The 18,182-nt window shown below is 69.9% G+C and carries 11 protein-coding genes; 1 reads left to right on the forward strand and 10 read right to left on the reverse strand.

Translation table 11 applies throughout. From position 1 onward, the window contains the following. Positions 1 to 90: 90 nt before the first annotated feature. The 5 genes from N4G66_RS30140 to N4G66_RS30160 form a co-directional block, all read right to left on the reverse strand. A complete protein-coding gene (locus N4G66_RS30140) occupies positions 91 to 972 on the reverse strand; it encodes a universal stress protein (RefSeq protein WP_261707415.1) in 882 nt (293 codons plus the stop codon). A gap of 204 nt (positions 973 to 1,176) precedes the next feature. Then, positions 1,177 to 2,217, reverse strand: a complete 1,041-nt coding sequence (locus N4G66_RS30145; protein ID WP_261707416.1) for a LacI family DNA-binding transcriptional regulator — start codon at positions 2,215 to 2,217, stop codon at positions 1,177 to 1,179. Positions 2,218 to 2,280: 63 nt separating this feature from the next. Continuing rightward, on the reverse strand, positions 2,281 to 5,304 hold the full coding sequence (locus tag N4G66_RS30150; RefSeq protein WP_261707417.1) for a beta-glucosidase: 3,024 nt from the start codon (positions 5,302 to 5,304) through the stop codon (positions 2,281 to 2,283). 47 nt (positions 5,305 to 5,351) lie between these two features. Beyond that, a complete protein-coding gene (locus N4G66_RS30155; protein WP_261707418.1) occupies positions 5,352 to 7,100 on the reverse strand; it encodes a discoidin domain-containing protein in 1,749 nt (582 codons plus the stop codon). Positions 7,101 to 7,238: 138 nt separating this feature from the next. Further along, entirely contained in the window at positions 7,239 to 8,333 is a 1,095-nt protein-coding gene (locus N4G66_RS30160; protein WP_261707419.1) for a DUF1996 domain-containing protein, read from the reverse strand. A 432-nt stretch (positions 8,334 to 8,765) separates the two neighbouring features. Here N4G66_RS30160 and N4G66_RS30165 point away from each other — a divergent pair, with 432 nt between their 5' ends. Further along, positions 8,766 to 10,583 (forward strand): coagulation factor 5/8 type domain-containing protein, encoded by a 1,818-nt coding sequence (locus tag N4G66_RS30165; protein WP_261707420.1) that lies wholly within the window; start codon positions 8,766 to 8,768, stop codon positions 10,581 to 10,583. Between the two features lie 22 nt (positions 10,584 to 10,605). On the opposite strand, the gene N4G66_RS30170 is transcribed toward N4G66_RS30165, so the two are convergent. From N4G66_RS30170 to N4G66_RS30190, 5 genes are all read right to left on the reverse strand, one after another. Continuing rightward, positions 10,606 to 11,856 carry an SGNH/GDSL hydrolase family protein gene (locus tag N4G66_RS30170; RefSeq protein WP_261707421.1) on the reverse strand — a complete coding sequence of 417 codons (1,251 nt, stop codon included), beginning with the start codon at positions 11,854 to 11,856 and terminating at the stop codon, positions 10,606 to 10,608. After that, on the reverse strand, positions 11,853 to 14,270 hold the full coding sequence (locus N4G66_RS30175; protein WP_261707422.1) for a glycoside hydrolase family 95 protein: 2,418 nt from the start codon (positions 14,268 to 14,270) through the stop codon (positions 11,853 to 11,855). The genes N4G66_RS30170 and N4G66_RS30175 overlap by 4 nt, the downstream gene beginning before the upstream one ends. 169 nt (positions 14,271 to 14,439) lie before the next feature. Then, a complete protein-coding gene (locus N4G66_RS30180) occupies positions 14,440 to 16,257 on the reverse strand; it encodes an alpha-galactosidase D (protein ID WP_261707423.1) in 1,818 nt (605 codons plus the stop codon). Positions 16,258 to 16,296: 39 nt separating this feature from the next. Then, positions 16,297 to 17,223, reverse strand: coding sequence for a carbohydrate ABC transporter permease (locus tag N4G66_RS30185; RefSeq protein ID WP_391858909.1), 927 nt, complete (start codon positions 17,221 to 17,223; stop codon positions 16,297 to 16,299). After that, positions 17,220 to 18,158 carry a carbohydrate ABC transporter permease gene (locus N4G66_RS30190; RefSeq protein WP_261707424.1) on the reverse strand — a complete coding sequence of 313 codons (939 nt, stop codon included), beginning with the start codon at positions 18,156 to 18,158 and terminating at the stop codon, positions 17,220 to 17,222. Before N4G66_RS30190 ends, N4G66_RS30185 begins: the two co-directional genes overlap by 4 nt. Between the last annotated feature and the right edge of the window lie 24 nt (positions 18,159 to 18,182).

An 18,182-nucleotide genomic window follows, 5' to 3' on the forward strand; every position in this document is an offset into this window, starting at 1 on the left:
CCCGCACCGCCCGCACCGGGCCTCAACACCGATTACGCCTCGGGGACCTGCAAGCGGCCGACGGCGAATCGGCCGCGTTCCGACGGGTCTTCAGGAGTGCGGAACCACCGCCACCGGGCAGGGCGCATGGTGCATCACCGCGTGGGCCACCGAACCGATCCGCGTGCCCACCGCGGAGCGGTCGGCACGGCGCCCGACGACCATCAGCTGGGCCCGGTCGGAGAGTGACAGCAGCACCTGGCCGGCGCTGCCCATCTCGATGTGCTGGGTGACGGGCACCTCGGGAAAGCGTTCGCGCCACGGCTGGAGTGCCTCGGCCAGCGCCTTCCTCTCGTACGGCTCCAGCCCGCCGACCTCGTCCAGCATCTTGAGCGAACCGGGGCTGTAGGCGAACACCGGCGGCAGGCTCCAGGCCCGTACCGCTCGCACCCCGGCGCCACGGGCCGCCGCGGTCTCGAACGCGAACCGGAGAGCGGCCTCACCGTCCTGTGGGCCGCCCTGGTGGCCCACGACGATCTCCCGGCCGCCCGCTTCCGCTTCGGGGCGGTCCTCCGAACGCACCAGCACGACCGGGCAGGGCGCCTCGGAGATCACCCGCTGTCCGACGGAACCGAGCAGGAAGCCGACGAACGCGCCGTATCCGCGCGACCCGAGGACCAGGGCCCCGGTCCCGGCCACGACGCCCAGCAGCGCTTCGACCACGTCGCCTCCGACGGAGTCGATCACGTCCACCGTCACCGGCAGGTCGCCGTGCCGGTCGGTCACCGTGCGGGCCGCGTCCTCGATCATGCCGCGCACCCAGCGTGCCTGGTCCTCCCGGTCACCACCGCCGACCATGTCGTGCGGCGGCCAGTGCCAGGCGTACACCACCCGCAGGGGCACACCCCGGCGCAGGGCCTCCCGTCCCGCCCAGGCCAGCGCCGCCCTGCTCTCGGGTGATCCGTCCACGCCCACGGTGATCGGGTGGGTCATACGCCCTGCCTTCCGTCGCCGGCCCGCCTGTCCGGCCGGGTGCTCGTCCATCCTGCCCCGTCCAGTGTCCGCCACCGGCATCGGTGAACCCGCGGACCGGAGAGAGCGTGGTCGCGGCGGCACGCGCCGCGCACCACGAAATGGGGACGGGAGCCGAGTGACGTGGCCGGCCGGAGGAGGCCATGCCGAACGGGCGGCACCCCGCTATGCCGACGCTCGGACCACAAGTTCCGGGTCGAAGATCAACGACGTGGGTTCGGTGCGTACGCCCCGGATGTGCTCGTCGAGGAGAGCGGCCATCGCCGCGGCCATCTCCTCCACCGGCTGCCGCACGGTTGTCAGGGGAGGCCGGCACGTCACCGCCACGCTGGAGTCGTCGAAACCGACCACCGCGACATCGTCCGGCACCTGTCTGCCCCGCTCCCGCAGTATCTGGCACACGCCCTGGGCCATCAGGTCGTTGGCTGCGAACACCCCGTCCACGTCGGGGTGTTCGGACAGCAGACCCGACATCGCCGCCATGCCGCTGTCCAGCGTGAACCCGCCCTCGGCGACGGGGACGTACGGATGTCCCCTGCGGGCCATCGTGTCGCGGAACCCGGCGAGCCGGTCCTGGCTCGCGGCCACGCCGAGCGGCCCGGTGACGGTGACGATCCGCCGGCACCCCCGGTTCAGCAGGTGCTCGGCCGCCAGCCGTGCCCCCTCACGGTGGGCGAGATCGACATAGCTGAGCCGCACGGGGCGGGAGGGCCGGGCGAAGAGGACGGCGGGCACACCCGCGTCGGCGAGCAGCGCGGGCAGTGGGTCGTCGGCATGGGTGGAGACGACGAGCGCGCCGTCCGCGCTGCCCTGCCGGAGGTCGGCGAGCACCTGGCTCCGGGTCTCCGCGGACTCGGCGAACATCAGGAGCGGATGCATCGAGCGGGGACGCAGGTACCCCACCACGCCGCTGACGACCCGTCCGAAGAAGGGGTCCGCGAACACCCTTGCGGTGAAGGCGTTCTGCTCCTCCCCCGGGGTGTCGCCCGCACCCGAGACGATGAGCGCCACCGTCTGGGTGCGCCGGGTCACCAGCGATCTGGCGGCCCGGTTCGGGGCGTATCCGGTCCGCTCGATGGCCTGGCGCACCGATTCCTGGATCCCGGGGTCGACGTTGCGGACGCCGTTGATGACCCGGGACACGGTCGCGCGGGAGACTCCGGCCACCCGCGCGACATCCTCCAGCGTGGGAGCCTGTCTGCTCATGGCGGCACCCTAACGGCACGGCACCGCCTCGGGATAGAGCGCTCTCCCCGGCCGCCCCGGCCCTCATTCGGGGGCCCGGACCAGCGTGGGGGCCGTCAGCGGCAGAGCGCCCGCGGAGCGGCCGGCGAGCACGCGGTAGGGGCCGGGCTGTGTGCGCCACGCGTGCTCGTCCTCGGCCCAGTGACGCAGCGCGCGGGCCGGTACCGACACCGACGCCGTGACCCGCTCGCCCGGTTCGGCACTCACCGCGGTGTATCCGGCGAGCCATCGTTCCGGACGCTCCAGGGGGCCGGGGGGCCCGGCGAGATAGACCTGGACGACCTCGCGTCCACGTCGCGGGCCCGTGTTGCGCACCTCGACCCGCACGGTGAACGGCTCTCCGGCCACGATGTCGCCGGGGACGCACAACCCCTCGTACGCCCAGGTGGTGAAGCCGAGTCCGTGTCCGAACCAGTAGGCCGGTTCACGGTCGTGGCGTGCCCAGGCGCGATAGCCGATGTGCAGGCCCTCGTCGTAGCCGAGGCGTCCGCCCACGGGCCGGGTGCGGGTGACGGGCGCGTCGGCGAGGGCCGCCGCCCAGGTCGTGGGCAGCCTGCCGCCGGGTTCGGCGCGGCCGAACAGTATGTCGGCGAGACCCGCGCCTCCTTCCTGTCCGGGGAACCAGACCAGCAGTACGGCACCGGCCCGCGCGCGCCAGGGCAGTTCGACCGGTCCGCCGCTGTTGACGACGGCCACCGTCCGCGAGTTGGCGGCGGTCACCGCCCGGACCAGCTCGTCCTGAGCGCCGCCGAGGCCGAGTTCCGTCCGGTCGTAGCCCTCCGACTCGCCGTGCTCGGTGGTGCCGACGACCACGATCGCCGCGTCCGCGTCGCGAGCGGCCCGCGCCGCGTGGGCCAGGGCCGCCGCGTCGTCGGAGCGCGGTGGTGCCGCGGTCACCACGGTGGCCCGGCCGGTGCCCGGTGCGAGTTCACGGCGCACCACGACGCGCACCGCGCGTCCGGCCGTGAGCGGCACCCGCACACAGTGGACAGGCGGGTTCACGTGGACGACCGCCGGATCGTCGGTCTCCGTGCCGAACTCCCCTTCCAGGAGGACGTGTTCGTCGACCGTGATGCTCATGCGGCCGAATCCGCCGGCTCCGAGCGACCACGGCCCCGAAGTTCCCGGAAGCAGGAGGGCGCTGATCTCGACGGTGTGTGCGCCGCGTACGAGCGGTGGCTCCAACTGACGTCCGCCGCAGCGGTGTTCGGAGTGCAGTTCACTCCCCGCCGCGTCCAGCAGGCGCAGCCGGACACCGGGGTCGCCCGTGACGGGATCGGTGCACAGGTCCGGGGTCAGGGGTCCCGGTGGGGCGTCGGTCGAGGGGCCCGGCGCGTACACCACGCGTACGCCCTCGCCGAGCGCGGCTCTGATGCCGTCCAGCGGTGTGACGACCCGCTCGGGGAAAACTCCCGCGCTGCCGCCGCCCTGGGTGCGCGCCAGGACCGCGTGTACGCCGATCACGGCGATGGTACGCAGCCGGTCGGGATCCAGCGGGAGCACACCGCGGTTGTGCAGCAGCACCGCGCTCGCGGCGACGGCCCTGCGCAACAGTGCGCGAGCGCCGCCATGGCCGGAGATGGGCGAGGCGGCCTTCGGCGAATCCGACGCGAACGACGGTGCCGGCGGGCTCTGCAGTTCCGGCGGTCCCGGCAGTTCCCGCTGTTCCGGCAGCCCTGGCAGCCCCGGCTGTTCCGGCAGCCCTGGCGGTCCCGGCGGTTCCCGCTGTTCCGGCTGTTCCGGCAGTTCCCGCTGTTCCGGCAGTCCTGGTGGTTCCGGCTGTTCCGGCGGTCCCGGGGATACCCGCAGTCCCGGCAGTCCCGGCAGTCCTGGCCGTTCCGGCGGTCCCGGCAGTTCCCGCTGTTCCGGCGGTCCCGGCTGTTCCGGTGGTCCCGGCTGTTCCGGTGGTCCCGGCTGTTCCGGTGGTCCCGGCTGTTCCGGTGGTCCCGGGGATACCCGCAGTCCCGGCAGTCCCGGCAGTGCCGGCCGTTCCGGCGATTCCGGCGGTCCCGGGGATACCCGCAGTCCCGGCAGTGCCGGCTGCTCCGGCTGCTCCGATACTCCTGGTGATCCCGGCAGTCCCGGGGGTACCAGCGATCCCGGCAGTCCCGGTGCCGATGTCGGCACCGGCCTCCGCACCAGGTCAGGTGACGACGACGCATCCAGCGCGGACGCCGACTCCCCGAGGGCACCGCACGCGGCGGCGAGCCCGAGCAGCCGTCGCGCCTTGTCGTCGACGGCCGCGTGCGGAACACGCCCGGTCTCCACGGCTCGCGCCAGCGCCTCCCCCCAGGCGCTGTCCGGCCCCGGCATCGCGAGGTCGAGTCCGGCGCGCGCGGCCGGGATGCCGGCACGCACCGCACCCCAGTCGGAGACCACCACGCCGTCGAAGCCCCATTCCCGTTTCAGGGGGTCCGTGAGCAGCGGACTGGCGGTCATCGTGCTGCCGTTGACGCCGTTGTACCCGGCCATGACGACCCGGACGCCGGCCTCGACAGCTGCCTCGAACGGCGCCAGATACACCTCCCGCAGAACCCGCTCGGACACCCGTACGTCGACGGTCAGCCGGTCGGTCTCGGAGTCGTTGGCCACGTAGTGCTTGGCGGTGGCGGCCACACCCTGCGCCTGGATCCCTCGGACGAGGGCGGCACCGGCGCGGCCGGTCAGCTCGGGGTCCTCGGAGAAGCACTCGAAGTGCCGCCCGCCCAGCGGCGTCCGGTGGAGGTTGAGAGTGGGCGCGAGGACCACGTCGACGCCCTTGCGGCGCGCCTCGGCGGCGAGCAGCCCGCCGAGACGTTCGATCAGTTCCTCGTCCCACAGGGCGCCGAGCGCGGACACCGACGGCAGCAGCAGGGCGGGATCGCGCTCGTCCCAGGACTGCCCGCGCACTCCGGCGGGCCCGTCCGACATGACCATCTCCCGCAGGCCCAGGGCCGGTTCGGCCCGGGTACGCCAGGTGGTCGCGCCGGTCAGCAGCCGGACCTTCTCGCGGAGGGTGAGTTTGCCGAGGAGCCGCTCACGCTCGGCCTCGTCGTCCGTCCCCCGCACACCTCCGGCCCCATTCCCGGGAGAGCGCTCTCCCACGGTTTCGCGATTCAGTTGTAGACCCCGAACTCGTACAGCGAGTAACCCCAACCGGTCCCTCGGGCCGTGCCGTTGACCCGTACATAGCGGCCGGTGCCGGACACGTCGAGGTCGTCGACGCCGCCGTTGCCGTCGGTGACCGTGCGGACGGTCGTCCAGTTCTGCCCGTCGTCCGAGGTCTGCACGGTATAGGCCTTGGCGTACGAGGTCTCCCAGACCAGTTGCACATGCCGGAACGCGGTGCGGGTGCCGAGGTCGACCCGCAGCCACTGGGGGTCGCTCCAGTCGCTGGCCCAGCGGGTATTGAGGTTGCCGTCGACGGCGCCCGCCGCGGTGCAGGGACAGTCGCCGCCGCCCGTCTGGTACGAGGAGGCGGTGGCCGGCTTGCCGAGGGCGACGTTCGTGCCGCTCGGGGTGGGCGGCACCACCCGCACGGAGCGGGTCTCGACACCGACGTTGCCCTTGCCGTCCTTGGCCTTGACGTAGAACTTCCAGACACCGGGCCGGTCCGGCGCGGTCACCCGGAGCCTGCCGCCGCCGAGGTCGGTGAAGGGCAGCGAGTTCAGCTGTTTGCCCTGGTCGATGTACATGCTGTTGTCCAGCACCTCGTAGGTGATCGGATCTCCGTCGGGGTCCGTGGCCTTGACGGCGAGCGTGAGGTCGCGGCCGGCGGGCACCTTGCCCGCGTCCCCCTCGACGGCCAGGTCGGTGATGACCGGCGGGGTGTTGTCCCGGGAGGTGTCCGCGCCGTACGCCTTCTTCACCGCGTAGTACGACAGCCGCTTCTCGCCCGCGGGCAGCAGGTTGAACCAGATGCCGCCGAAGTCGTACTCGGTCCCGTAGTGGAACATCGTGGCGCCGAGGGCGACGCCCTGGTGTCCGGTGACGCAGTTCCACGCCCGGGTGTAGCCGTCGGCCTTCGCCCGGTCGGTGGGTTCGGCGGGGACGCCGTTGGCGTCGTCCGGGACCTCCCACTCTCCCGCGGGACCGGTTTCGGTCACGATGTAGGGCTTGGTGTAACCACCTTGCTGCCAGGCCGACTTGATGTCGCAGACCGCGTTGTAGGCGTTCACCGCGTACAGGTCGAGGTCGGGCGCGTTCCGCTTGTAGTAGGGCCAGGCACCGGTCCACGCGTCGGTGGAGGTGACGGGGTGGTTGGGGTCGACGGCGTGGATCTTCTTGGTGATGTCGTTCACGAGCGTGGTGTAGGCGTCCCGCTGGCGCTCCAACTCGGCGCCGCTGTAGCAGTTCTGGAGTCCGAGCACGGACTCGTTACCGACATCCCACATCAGGACGCCTGGGTTGTCCTTGTAGGCGGCGGCCCATTGGGGGAACTCGGTGAGTACCTGGTTCTTGTAGCCGGTGTCCGTCAGATAGTTCACACAGCCGCCGCTGCCAGGACCGCCTCCGGGCTGCAGCCAGAAGCCGCCGATCACCCTGATGCCCTGGGCCGCCGCCGCGTCGAACAGGGGCTTGCTGGAGGCGTCGGTGCCCCAGGTGCGGACGGTGTTGACGCCCATCGACTTCAGGTCGGGCATGTAGCGCCCCGCGTCGGCGACGGCCGGCCCCCAGGTGAGGCCCTTGATCTGGTACGGGCTTCCGTCGACGGTCAGCTGCCAGTTGCCCTGCGAGCCGGTGACCTTGACGACGCCGCCGGCGGCCTGGGCCGGCTGGGAGGGCAGAACGAGTGCTCCCGCGGCGAGCAGGCCCGCGGTGAGGGGCGCCGCGACACGGCGCCGGGTGGTACGCGATCCGGTCATGAGAGTCCGTCCGGTGTACGGGTGGGGAGGTGCCGGGGAAGGGGTGCGGGTGCGGAGGTACGGGTGCGCGGGGCGACGGGGACGGACGGTCCCGCCGGCCGGGTGTGCGCCGGACCGGCGGAACGCGTCCGCGTCGCCTCAGGGAAGCCGGTAGTTCACGTCGAGTGCCGCGCCCGCCTCGGGATGCGTCTGGTCGTAGCCGCGGGCGTCGCACTGGAGCCCGCCCACGACGCAGTGGTCGACGAGCGCCTTCTGTGTCGCCGGGTCCCACGCGTTGAAGAAGTCGTAGTGGAACGAGTAGCCGGCACCGCTCGAAAGCCTGACCTGTGACATGTCACCGTTGACCGGGAAGGCCATCTTGAACTCGATCATCGGCAGCGCGACCGGGTGGTCGTCCGGGCAGATGTTGTTGTTGGTGCCGGGGTTGACCACCGGATAGGCCATATGGCTCTGGTGGTTGGGGGTGTCCAGATACTTGCCGTCCCAACAACTCGGTGCCTGGAAACGGATGTTGAGCTGGACGTCGGCCCTGTTCGGGCACTGCTGCGGGAAGTCGATGTTGAAGAAGCTGTCGCCGCACTCCCAGCCCTCCACGAAGCCGTGGTGGTTGCGGAAGTCGGCCGCCGACTGCATGGGACTGCCGACGACGAAGCGCAGACCCTTCGGGAAGGGGCGCACGCTGGTGTAGTCGGTGACCCCTGCCTTGTAGTAGATGACCTGGGGGCCCACCGGCAGCACGGGCGTGTTGCCGTTGAGCAGGGTCGGCATCCAGTAGGCCGACTTGTCACCGGGGGCCCGGCAGGTGGTCCCGCCGGCGTCGAGCGAGGCGGTGGTGCTGGCCGCGCCCGTGGTGGTGTTGCCCATGAAGGTGTGGTCGTGCGACTTGCCCGGCTGACCGGGGTAGACGATCGGGTCGTCCGGCCGGGTGTGGGACACCGAACAGTTCGCCTGGAACTCGTGGAAGTAGCGGTGCGCCGGCTCCGCCTTGGACGGGACGACACCGGTCACCTGCGGATTCGCCGGGATGTAGCCGTCGCCGTCCGGATCCTCGGGCGAGGAGAGCGTGGAGGCGGCCATCGCGTGCGCCGCGTGCACGGCCGGCGCACCGGCCACGGACGCCGCCGGGCGGGACGAGGGGTCGGCGCTCATCGCCACTCCGGCCAGGCCGAGCGAGGTCAGCACCAGCGCGCTGGACATCAGGATTCCTGAGACGATCTTCGATCTCCGTGCCATGGAGACCTCCTGCCACGTCGATGGGGACGGTGGGGGTCGGGCGGCCGTCAGCGGCGGTGAGCACAGTGCCGCTGGGGCCGCCCGCGTGACGGTCCATCACATGTGTCGAGGAAAACGGGAGAGCGCTCTCCCGCCGAGGAGTGTTGTGGCGGTTGCGCAACAGTGTCAAGGGAGTTGACTAAGGATCACGACGACGGCGATGTGCGCACCTCTTGAACACAATCCCAGAGCCGTAGCCGATCTCCGTTTGAGCCCATAGAGGCATGAACCATCTGAAATCCATACCGAGTTGGCACCCTCCCGCGCAACAACATCCCGGACTCCGGTCACAACTCTTGACGTGTCGTTCACCTGGATGAAGCATGCATCGGCGAGAGAGCGCTCCCCAGTACCTCCCATCGTTCACTTCCTGAACCAGGAGAGTCGCCCCCCATGTCTCGAACCCCCACAGACGTCCCGGAGCCCGGCCGTTACACCGTCGCGCGGCGCACCGTCCTCGGTGCGATGGCTGCCGGCGCGGCGGCGCCCGGACTGCTCGCACTGTCCTCACCGGCGTCCGCCTCACCCGCCGTGCCCGCCTCGCCCGCCCAGCAGCCGTCGGCCCTTCCCGGCGGTGGCGATCTCGGTCCGAACGTCATCGTCTTCGATCCTTCGACGGCGGGCATCCAGGCCAAGCTCGACCAGATCTTCCGGCAGCAGGAGTCGGCCCAGTTCGGCACGGGCCGCTACGCGTTCCTGTTCAAGCCGGGGACGTACAACGGGCTCAACGCCCAGCTCGGCTTCTACACCTCGATCGCGGGCCTCGGTCTGTCACCGGACGACACGACGATCAACGGGGACGTGACCGTCGACGCCGGGTGGTTCAACGGCAACGCCACCCAGAACTTCTGGCGTTCGGCGGAGAACCTCGCCCTCGCACCGGTCAGCGGCACCAACCGGTGGGCCGTCGCCCAGGCCGCCCCGTTCCGCCGTATGCACATCAAGGGCGGCCTCAACCTCGCCCCCGACGGCTACGGCTGGGCCAGCGGCGGCTACATCGCCGACAGCCGGATCGACGGCTCGGTCGGACCGTACTCGCAACAGCAGTGGTACACCCGCGACAGTTCGGTGGGCGGGTGGGTCAACGCCGTCTGGAACATGGTGTTCTCGGGCGTCCAGGGCGCACCCGCGCAGTCCTTCCCGAACCCGCCGTACACCACGCTCGACACCACACCGGTCTCCCGCGAGAAGCCGTTCCTGTATCTCAACGGCAGCGAGTACCGGGTGTTCCTGCCGGAGAAGCGCACCAACGCGCGCGGCGTCACCTGGGGCAACGGCACCCCGCGCGGCTCGTCGCTGCCGCTCAGCCAGTTCTACGTGGCCAAACCCGGTGTCACCGCCGCCACCCTGAACGCCGCGCTGACCCAGGGCCTCCATCTGCTGCTGACACCGGGGATCTACCACCTGGACCAGCCGATCCAGGTCAACCGCGCGGGCACCGTGGTCCTCGGTCTCGGCTACGCCACGCTGATCCCGGACAACGGCGTCACCGTGCTCAGGACGGCCGACGTCGACGGGGTCCGGCTCGCCGGGTTCCTCATCGACGCCGGGCCCGTCAACTCCGCGACCCTCCTGGAGGTCGGGCCGGCCGGAGCCTCGGCGGACCACTCGGCCAACCCGACGACCGTGCAGGACGTCTTCGTCCGCATCGGCGGAGCCGGCGCCGGCAAAGCGACGACCAGCATGGTCATCAACAGCCGCCACACGATCGTCGACCACACCTGGGTCTGGCGGGCCGACCACGGCACGGGCGTCGGCTGGGAGACCAACCGGGCCGACTACGGCATCCGCGTCAACGGCGACGACGTCCTGGCCACGGGGCTGTTCGTCGAGCACTTCAACAAGTACGACGTGCAGTGGTACGGCCAGCGGGGCCGCACGATCTTCTTCCAGAACGAGAAGGCGTACGACGCGCCGAACCAGGCCGCCATCCAGAACGGGAGCGTCAAGGGGTACGCGGCCTACAAGGTCGCCGACTCCGTGACCACTCACGAGGGCTGGGGACTGGGCAGCTACTGCTACTACAACGTCGCCCCGACGATCGTCCAGCACCACGGCTTCGAGGCGCCGAACAAGCCGGGCGTGAAGTTCCACGATCTGCTGGTCGTATCGCTGGGCGGCCAGGGTCAGTACGAGCACGTCGTCAACGAGACCGGCGCGCCCACGTCGGGCACCTCGACCGTGCCGTCCACGGTGGTCTCGTACCCCTGACCGCCCCGCGCGGAGCCTGACGTCAGCAGGACGCCAGGCTCTTGAGGTCCACCGCGTCGGCCATCGCCTGCATCCCCTTGTCGTTGGGGTGCAGGTGATCGCCGCCGTCGAAGAACGGCAGGATCAGCTGCGGGTCGTACGGATTGCGCGTGATCCTGTCGAAATCCGTCACGGCGTCGAGCGCGCCGCTGTTCCTGATCCAGTCGTTGACGCCCTGGCGCACGGCCTCGGAGGCGGCGTCGTAGTCGGACCAGCCCTTGAACGGCATGACGGTCGCGCCGACGACACATTTGCCCGCCGCGTGGGCCCGGTCGATGATCTGCCGATAGCCGGCGATCATGTCGTCCACCGTGACACCGGTATGGGCCTTGATGTCGTTGATGCCTTCGAAAAGGAAGACCGTGCGGACCCCGGGGTGGGAAAGGACGTCACGCCGGAGTCTGTTCACGGCGGCCTGCCCGGCGCCGTCCGCGAGCACCTTGTTGGCCGAGATCCCCGCGTTCGCCACCCCCTTCACGGTGAGCCCGGACGCGGCCTGGAGCCGCCGGGACAGATAGTCGGGCCAGCGGCGGTTCTCGTCCGTGGTCGAGGCCCATCCGTCGGTGATGGAGTCGCCGAGGGTCACCACCGAGCCGACCTCCGCGGACGTCTCCACGTCGACCGCGTCCAGCCAGTACCAGGAGCCCATCGGATCGGTCCAGTTGGTTGCGCCCTCTTCGGCCGCGTGGTCGCCCGCGGTCGCGTAGTTGGTCTGCATGGCCATGCCGTGGCCGGTGGTCGGTCCCTGGGCGCCGGTCACGTACAGGCTGATGACCAGGTCGCTCCGGTCGGCCAGCTTTCCGGGCAGCGGATCGCTGAGCACGGTCTCGCCTGCCGGGACGGTGACGGACTCGGCCCCTCCGAACGACAGCTGCCGGTTGGAACCATGGACCAGCTCCGCACCCTGCTTCCGCAGCCCGGCGTACGCGCTCGCGAAGGTCACCGGGTGCTCGCCGAAAGCGTTGGACAGCCGGATCCGCATGTTCGTGCCGCCGACGCTGGTACGCACGATCAGCCGGTAGCTGCGGTCGGCGGGGCCCGCGCCCTGCCGGTCGGCACTGGCGCCCCAGGTGACCACGGAGTGCTTCGCCTGCGACACGGCGACAGGCGTCACCGGCGTGTCCGACGAGGCCTGCGGCTGCGCGACCGCCGGGGCGGCCAGGGGTCCGCAGACCGCGAGGAGCAGCGCCGACACGACGCCCACGGCGCGGCGGCGTAACCGGGCGCCGCTCATCCGAGGCCCCTCAGGGTGACGGACTCACCGGGCTTGAGGCTGACCTTGCGCGAGGCACCGCCCGCGACGACGGTCGTCTCGCGGCCGCCGACGCTCTTCAGCGTGGCCCGGGTCACCTTGCCGTTCTTCCAGCTGATGTCGGCGACGAAGCCGCCGCGGACGCCCACGCCGGACACCGAGCCTGATGCCGCCCAGGCGGCGGGCAGGGCGGGCAGCAGTTCGATGTGTCCGGGCCGTGAGTAGACCAGCATCTCGACGATCGCCGCGGGGGTGCCGAAGTTCGCCTCGATCTGGAAGATGCCGCGGCCCGTCTCCACCTCGTAGATGTCGAAGAGGTTCATCGCGCTGCCGTTGCTGCCGTTGACCGACGGTTTCAGGTTGTTGACGACCAACTGGTAGGCGTTCTCCGCGTTCTTCAGCCGCGCCCAGCACAGGCTGCGCCAGGCGTTGGCCCAGCCGAAGCTGTTCATCCCGCGCGCGGTGAGCAGGGCGGTCGCGCCGTCGAGGATGTCCTTCGGCGTGGAGTCGTCCGGCCGGATCCGGTCGCCGGGGAAGAGGCCGATGAGCGGGGAGAGGTGCCGGTGGGTGGTCTCGCCGAGGTTGTCGGGAGACATCCACTCCTCCAGCCAGCCGGTCTTGGGGCTGACCACGGGCAGGTACAGGCGTGCCCGCAGTCCGTCGACGGTCCTGCGGTAGACGGCGTCCTTCCCGAGCGTCTCGGTAGCGGTGCGGTAGTTGCCGAAGAGGTTCCACACCAGTTCCTGGGCGTACGTGATGCCCTTGGCGTCGAGCGGGCCCTGCTCGGGCGACCAGTCGCTGTCGGCGATCAGGACCTCGCGCTCGGTCCCGGACTCGTCGGTGACGGTCGTGGTGACGAGTCGGGCCTCCCAGAACTGCACGGCGCCCTTGAGGAGGGGGTAGATCTTCTTGAGGTAGGCGCGGTCCTGCGTGTACTCGTAGTGCTCGAACAGGCTCTGGCAGATCCAGGCGTTGCCGGCCGGGTGCCACCACCAGCCGCCCCCGCCATAGGGGTTGGTGGAGATCGCCACGGTCCAGCCGGCGATCTTTCCGCTGGAGTTGCGGTACCGGTTGCTGGAGTCGTTGAACAGCCGCTGGGTGACCTCCGTCCAGTCGGGCAGCTGAACGAGGCAGTAATCGGTGAAGGCGTCGAAGCAGTCGGACAGGCCCGCCCGATCGGCCATCCAGTAGTTCATCTGGATGTTGATGTCGGTGTGGTAGTCGGCCATCCAGTCCGGGTCGTTGCCGTCCAGCCAGGGGCCCTGGAGGCCCATTGGCAGGCTGCCCCGGGATCCGGAGATCATGAGGTAGCGGCCGAACTGCAGGTAGGCGGCCTCGAGTTCGGGGTCGGGGATGTCGTCCCTGTGACGCGCCCGCAGCCGCTCCAGGGTGTCCAGCTCGCGCTGCGCGGCGGAGGACGTACCGAGGTTGATGTCCAGTTGTCCGAACACGGCCCGGAAGTCGGCGACATGCGTGTGCAGCAGAGTGCTCGCTGAGTGCCCGGCCGCGTTCAGGACCTTGGTCCTGGCGAGGCGCTCCGGGGCCAGGGACGGGTCGCGGAACTTCGTCGCCGCGTCGGGCACGTAGTTGGTACCGCCGCTGACGACGACGGTGAGGTCCTCGCAGCCGCTGAACGTGATCGACGTACCGTCGGCGCGGACCCTGCCCGTGCCGCTGTACGCGGTGACGGCGGCGCCGTACTTCAGGCCGTTGGCCAAGGAGGCGCCGAACGACGCGTAACGGCCCGCGCTGTTGGCGGTGGTGGACTCGCCGTGGGTGCCCGCGAGGGAGACGGTACCGGTGTAGGAGCCGCCGCCCTGCTGGGAGAAGTACAGGACGATGGCGTCGTCGGGGCGGCTGGCGAAGATCTGCCGCCGGTAGGTGACGCCGGAGATGTCGTACGAGGTGTTGATCAGGCCCTGGGCCAGGTCGAGGGAGCGACGGTAGTTGTTGACGTTGCCCAGGTCGTGGTCGGGGAGGGCGACGGTGAGCTCGGCCAGCATCGTCAGGGAGCCGAAGTCGTCGCGGCCGTAGGGGAATTGGCCGTCGCTCTGCAGCTTGTCGTTGAGACCGCCGGTCCACAGGGTGGCGTCGGTGATCATCAGGAGTTCGTCGGCGGGGTCGTTGCTCGCGAGCGCCGCCAGGCGCCCGTTCCCGATCGGCAGCCCCTGCTCGATCATCGACTTGGCGGAGCCGGGAGCCCCCCACCACAGCTGGTTCTTCGCGGCGTCGGCCGCGGACAGCATGGGCGATGCGATGGGGCGCGCAGGGGCCGCCGAGGCGGTGAAGGCGGCCGGACCGCCCAGTGCGGTGGCCGCGCCGACTGCGGCGGCGAGGGCGAGGAAGCCTCTGCGGCTGGGGGTGTTGTCGCGTGCTGCGGTGTGCTGAACGTCCACGGTTGTGCACTCCATATCCGGGAGCGGCTCATGCGGGAACGACGGCTGCGGACCGTCGGCTGGTACAGGTCCCCGCGGGGCCCGGGTGGTGTCACCGGGCCCCGCGGGAAGCAGGGTGGGCGGACTGCGGAACTCAGTCCAGCTGCTGAATTCGGACCGACTACGGAACTCAGACCGACTGCGGAACGACGATCTTGTCGACGTCAGGGGCGTATCCGCTGCCGCTGTCGAGGGTGATCGTGTTGGAGCCCGCCTTCAGCGCCAGTTGGACGCTGACCGTCTCGGCCGTGCTCCAGTCGCCCGTGGAGGGGAACTTCTCGCTGGTGCCGTTGCCGCTGTCGGAGGACACGGTCACCGAGCGGGGATCGCCGCTGACGTAGGCGATCTGGACGGTGTAGATGCCGTCCTTCTTCACCGTGACGTCGTTGAACCGCAGCTTGCCGCCGGTGTAGAGGCCGCCGACCTTCTTGCCGCCGGAGCAGGCGTCGCAGCCGGCGACCGAGGCGTTGCCCGACAGGGTGTTGGCGGCGGACTCGGCCTCGTAACCCGTGGTGGTCGGCGTGCCGCCGCCGGGCTTGATGGTGAACAGCCGCGAGCCGTGGGCGGGCAGCGCCTCGGTGATCTTGTTCTTGTAGGTCCCGAGGTCCGCCTTGTTCCACAGGTCGCGCACGGAGGCGTTTCCGGTGAATCCGAGGGAGGCCCACTGGGCGGTGACGGAGGCCGGCGAGTCGGCGAGGTTGAACAGGGCGACGGTGTGGCTGCCGTCGGCGTTCTTGGTGCCCCAGACCTGCTGGTCGCCGACCGGGGTGACCGGACGCGCCACCGGCGAGTCGTTCTGGTCGACGGCGATGACTTCTTTGTTGGTCAGCAGGGAGACGCCGTAGCTGTCCAGCCTGGTGAGGTCGTCACCGGTGAACAGCGGCGACTTGTTGATGGCCCACAGGGTCATGTAGCTCTGCCGCTCGGCCTTGGTCAGGCCGTCCATCTCTCCGTTGCCGACGTCGATGCCGTCCAGGTCGTTCCAGCCGCCCGGGCCCGCCTTGCGGCTCCAGGCGGGGGCGTCGTCCCACCGGTCGTTGACCGAGTTCTCCCAGGTGACGAGGGTGTTGCAGTAGCACTCGACATCGGTGTCGATGCGCCAGCCGTTGGAGTACTTCTTCCAGTCGGCGGCGTGGCCGATGTCGAGCGACCAGGAGAGTTCGAGGTGGATCGGGCGCCCGGTGGTGGAGATGGCCTGCTGCCAGGCGGCGACGTCGGGGACGTTGTCGTAGTTGTCACCGGACTTGAAGGAGCCCGGCCCGACGCCGTCCAGCTTGAGGAAGTCGTAGCCCCAGTCGGCGAACTGCTGCGCCTGCGAGTCGATGTACTTCTGCGCGCAGGGGTTGTCGAAGTTCAGCTTGTAGGCGTTGTCCCAGCCGTTGGTGGTGCGCAGGTCCGAGTAGACGACGTCGGCGGTGGTGCAGCCGGGGGCGTTCCAGATCGGCGTCCTGCCCTCGCCGTACGCCTCCTTCTCCAGGCCGACGGGCAGGTAGATGCCGGCCTTGAGGCCCTTGGAGTGGATGTGGTCGGCGACCGACTTCATGCCGTGGGGGAAGCGGACCGGGTCGGGCGTCTGGCGACCGTACTGGTCGAAGCCCGTCTTCCAGGTCTTGTCCATCCACCAGCCGGCGTCGATGTTGACATGGTTGTAGCCGTAGTTCTTCAGCTTGGCGGCGAGGGCGTCCGTCTGCTTCAGGACGTTCGCCTCGGTGAGGTAGCTGTAGTCGCCGTCCGGGTTGAGGCCCGGGTACTTCGACGACTGCATGCTCCAACTCGACCAGCCCATGTACGGCTTGGCGGCGGCGGGGGTGGTGGCGGGGGTCTCGCGCGGCACCGGGGTCTTGGCCTGTGCCGCCGGGACGGTCGCGGCGAGACCTGCCGTGAGGGCGAACACCACCACGGTTCTCAGGGTGCGTGCGGGCAGGACGGAATACGAGGATGACCGCATGGGTCGCGCCTCCTGTGGGGGGTTCAGGGTCGGGACGGCTCAGCCCTTGCCGGAGCCGATGGTGAGTCCGCTGATGAACTGGCGCTGAAGCGCGAAGTACACGAGGAGAGTGGGGATCGCGGTCATCAGGGAACCGGCCGCGATGAGGTTGGGATTGGTGAAGTACGCACCCTGGAGGTTGGCCAGGGCGGAGGTGACCGGGCGCTTGTCGCCGCTCTCGATCAGCGCGAGCGGCCAGAAGAAGTCGTTGTAGATCCAGATCGACTCGAGGGTCGCGAGGGCCGCGAACGCGGGGCGGCACAACGGCAGGATGATCTGGAAGAACTGGCGCCAGACGGGGGCACCGTCCACGAGCGCCGCCTCGGAGATCTCTTTCGGGATCGTCTTCATGTAGTTGCTGAGGACGAAGGTGCAGAACCCGGACTGGTAGGCGATGTGGATCGCGATGATGCCCCAGGCCGAGTTGTAGAGGAGGAGGGAGTCGCTCATCCACTCCGGCAGCGGGATGAGGAGGTAGAGGCGGTACAGGGGGGTGATGAGGACCTGTGCCGGGAGCAGGTTGCCCGCGGTGAACAGCATCAGCAGGACGATGTTCCAGCGGAAGTCGAAGCGGGAGACGAAGAAGGCGACCGCGGCCGAGAACAGCAGGGTGCACAGGACGGACGGCACGGTGATGAGGACGGAGTTCCAGAAGAAGTGCGGCATCCCGGACTGGCTCCAGGCGTCGCTGAAGTTGCCGAGGCCGATGCTGTGGGGCCAGGAGAGATATCCGTGCTTCGCGGTGTCCGAATAGGGCCGCAGCGAGGTGTACATGGCCCACAGCAACGGGACGAGCCACAGCAGGGCGATGCCGCCCAGCATCAGATGGCGGCCGGTCTGGCGCCGCGGCCCGGACGGGGTCTTCGCCGTCTGCTGCGCGCGCCGGGTCCGCGGTCGGGAGGCCGGGCGCGGCACGGTCGTGGTCACTGGTCCTCCTTGCGGAAGTTCTGGACGAGGAAGGTCCCGATGGCCGCAAGGGAGACCACGAGCAGGACGACCGCGAGGGCGGACCCGTAACCGATGTGACTGGACTCGCCGATGATGTTGTCGGTGATGAGCAGGGACAGGAGCTCCATGCCCGGCTTGCTTCCGACGCCGCCGCCGAGGACGTAGACGACGTCGAAGGACCGCAGGGACTCCATGACCGTGATGACCAGGATGATGACGTTGACCGGTTTCAGGGCCGGGAAGACCACCCGCAGGAAGGTCTGGCGTCCGTTGGCGCCGTCGAGCGCGGCGGCCTCCTTGAGTGCCGGGTCGAAACCCTTCAGGCCGGCCAGGTAGAGGATCATGATGTATCCGGTGTGCCGCCAGCTGGAGGCGACCAGGACGGCCCACAGGTTGAGGTCGGAGTTGCCGAGCCAGTCGATGTGGTGGCTGGATCCGGTGGCGCTCAGGATGCCGTTGAGCAGCCCCGTGTCGGGGTTGTAGATGATCTCCCAGATGAAGCCGACGACGGCCAGGGAGAGCACCATCGGCAGGAAGACGGCGGTCTGGTAGATCCTCGTGAAGCGGATCTTCCGGTCGAGCTGGTAGGCGAGGAAGATGCCGAACGGGGTCGGCAGCAGGGCCGTGAACAGCAGCCAGATCACGTTGTGCCGCACCGCCGGCCAGAACGGCGGATAGTTGGTGAAGATCTCCTTGTAGTTGTCCAGGCCGATCCAGTGGATGTCGGCCAGGTCGACGCCGTCCCAGGTGGTGAAGGACAGCCCCAGGGAGGCCAGTGCGGGCAGCCAGACGAAGAAGAGCAGGGCCGCCAACGGGATGCCGATGATGACGGTGAGGAAGATCCGGTCGCCGGTGCCGAGGCGGCGCGGGCGGGCGCCCTGCGGGGCGGGGGGTGTGGTGGGCGCGGAGGACACGGTGCGTGAGACCTTTCCGGTCCT

The sequence above is a fragment of the Streptomyces rhizosphaerihabitans genome (assembly GCF_025399795.1).
GTDB lineage: Bacteria > Actinomycetota > Actinomycetes > Streptomycetales > Streptomycetaceae > Streptomyces > Streptomyces rhizosphaerihabitans.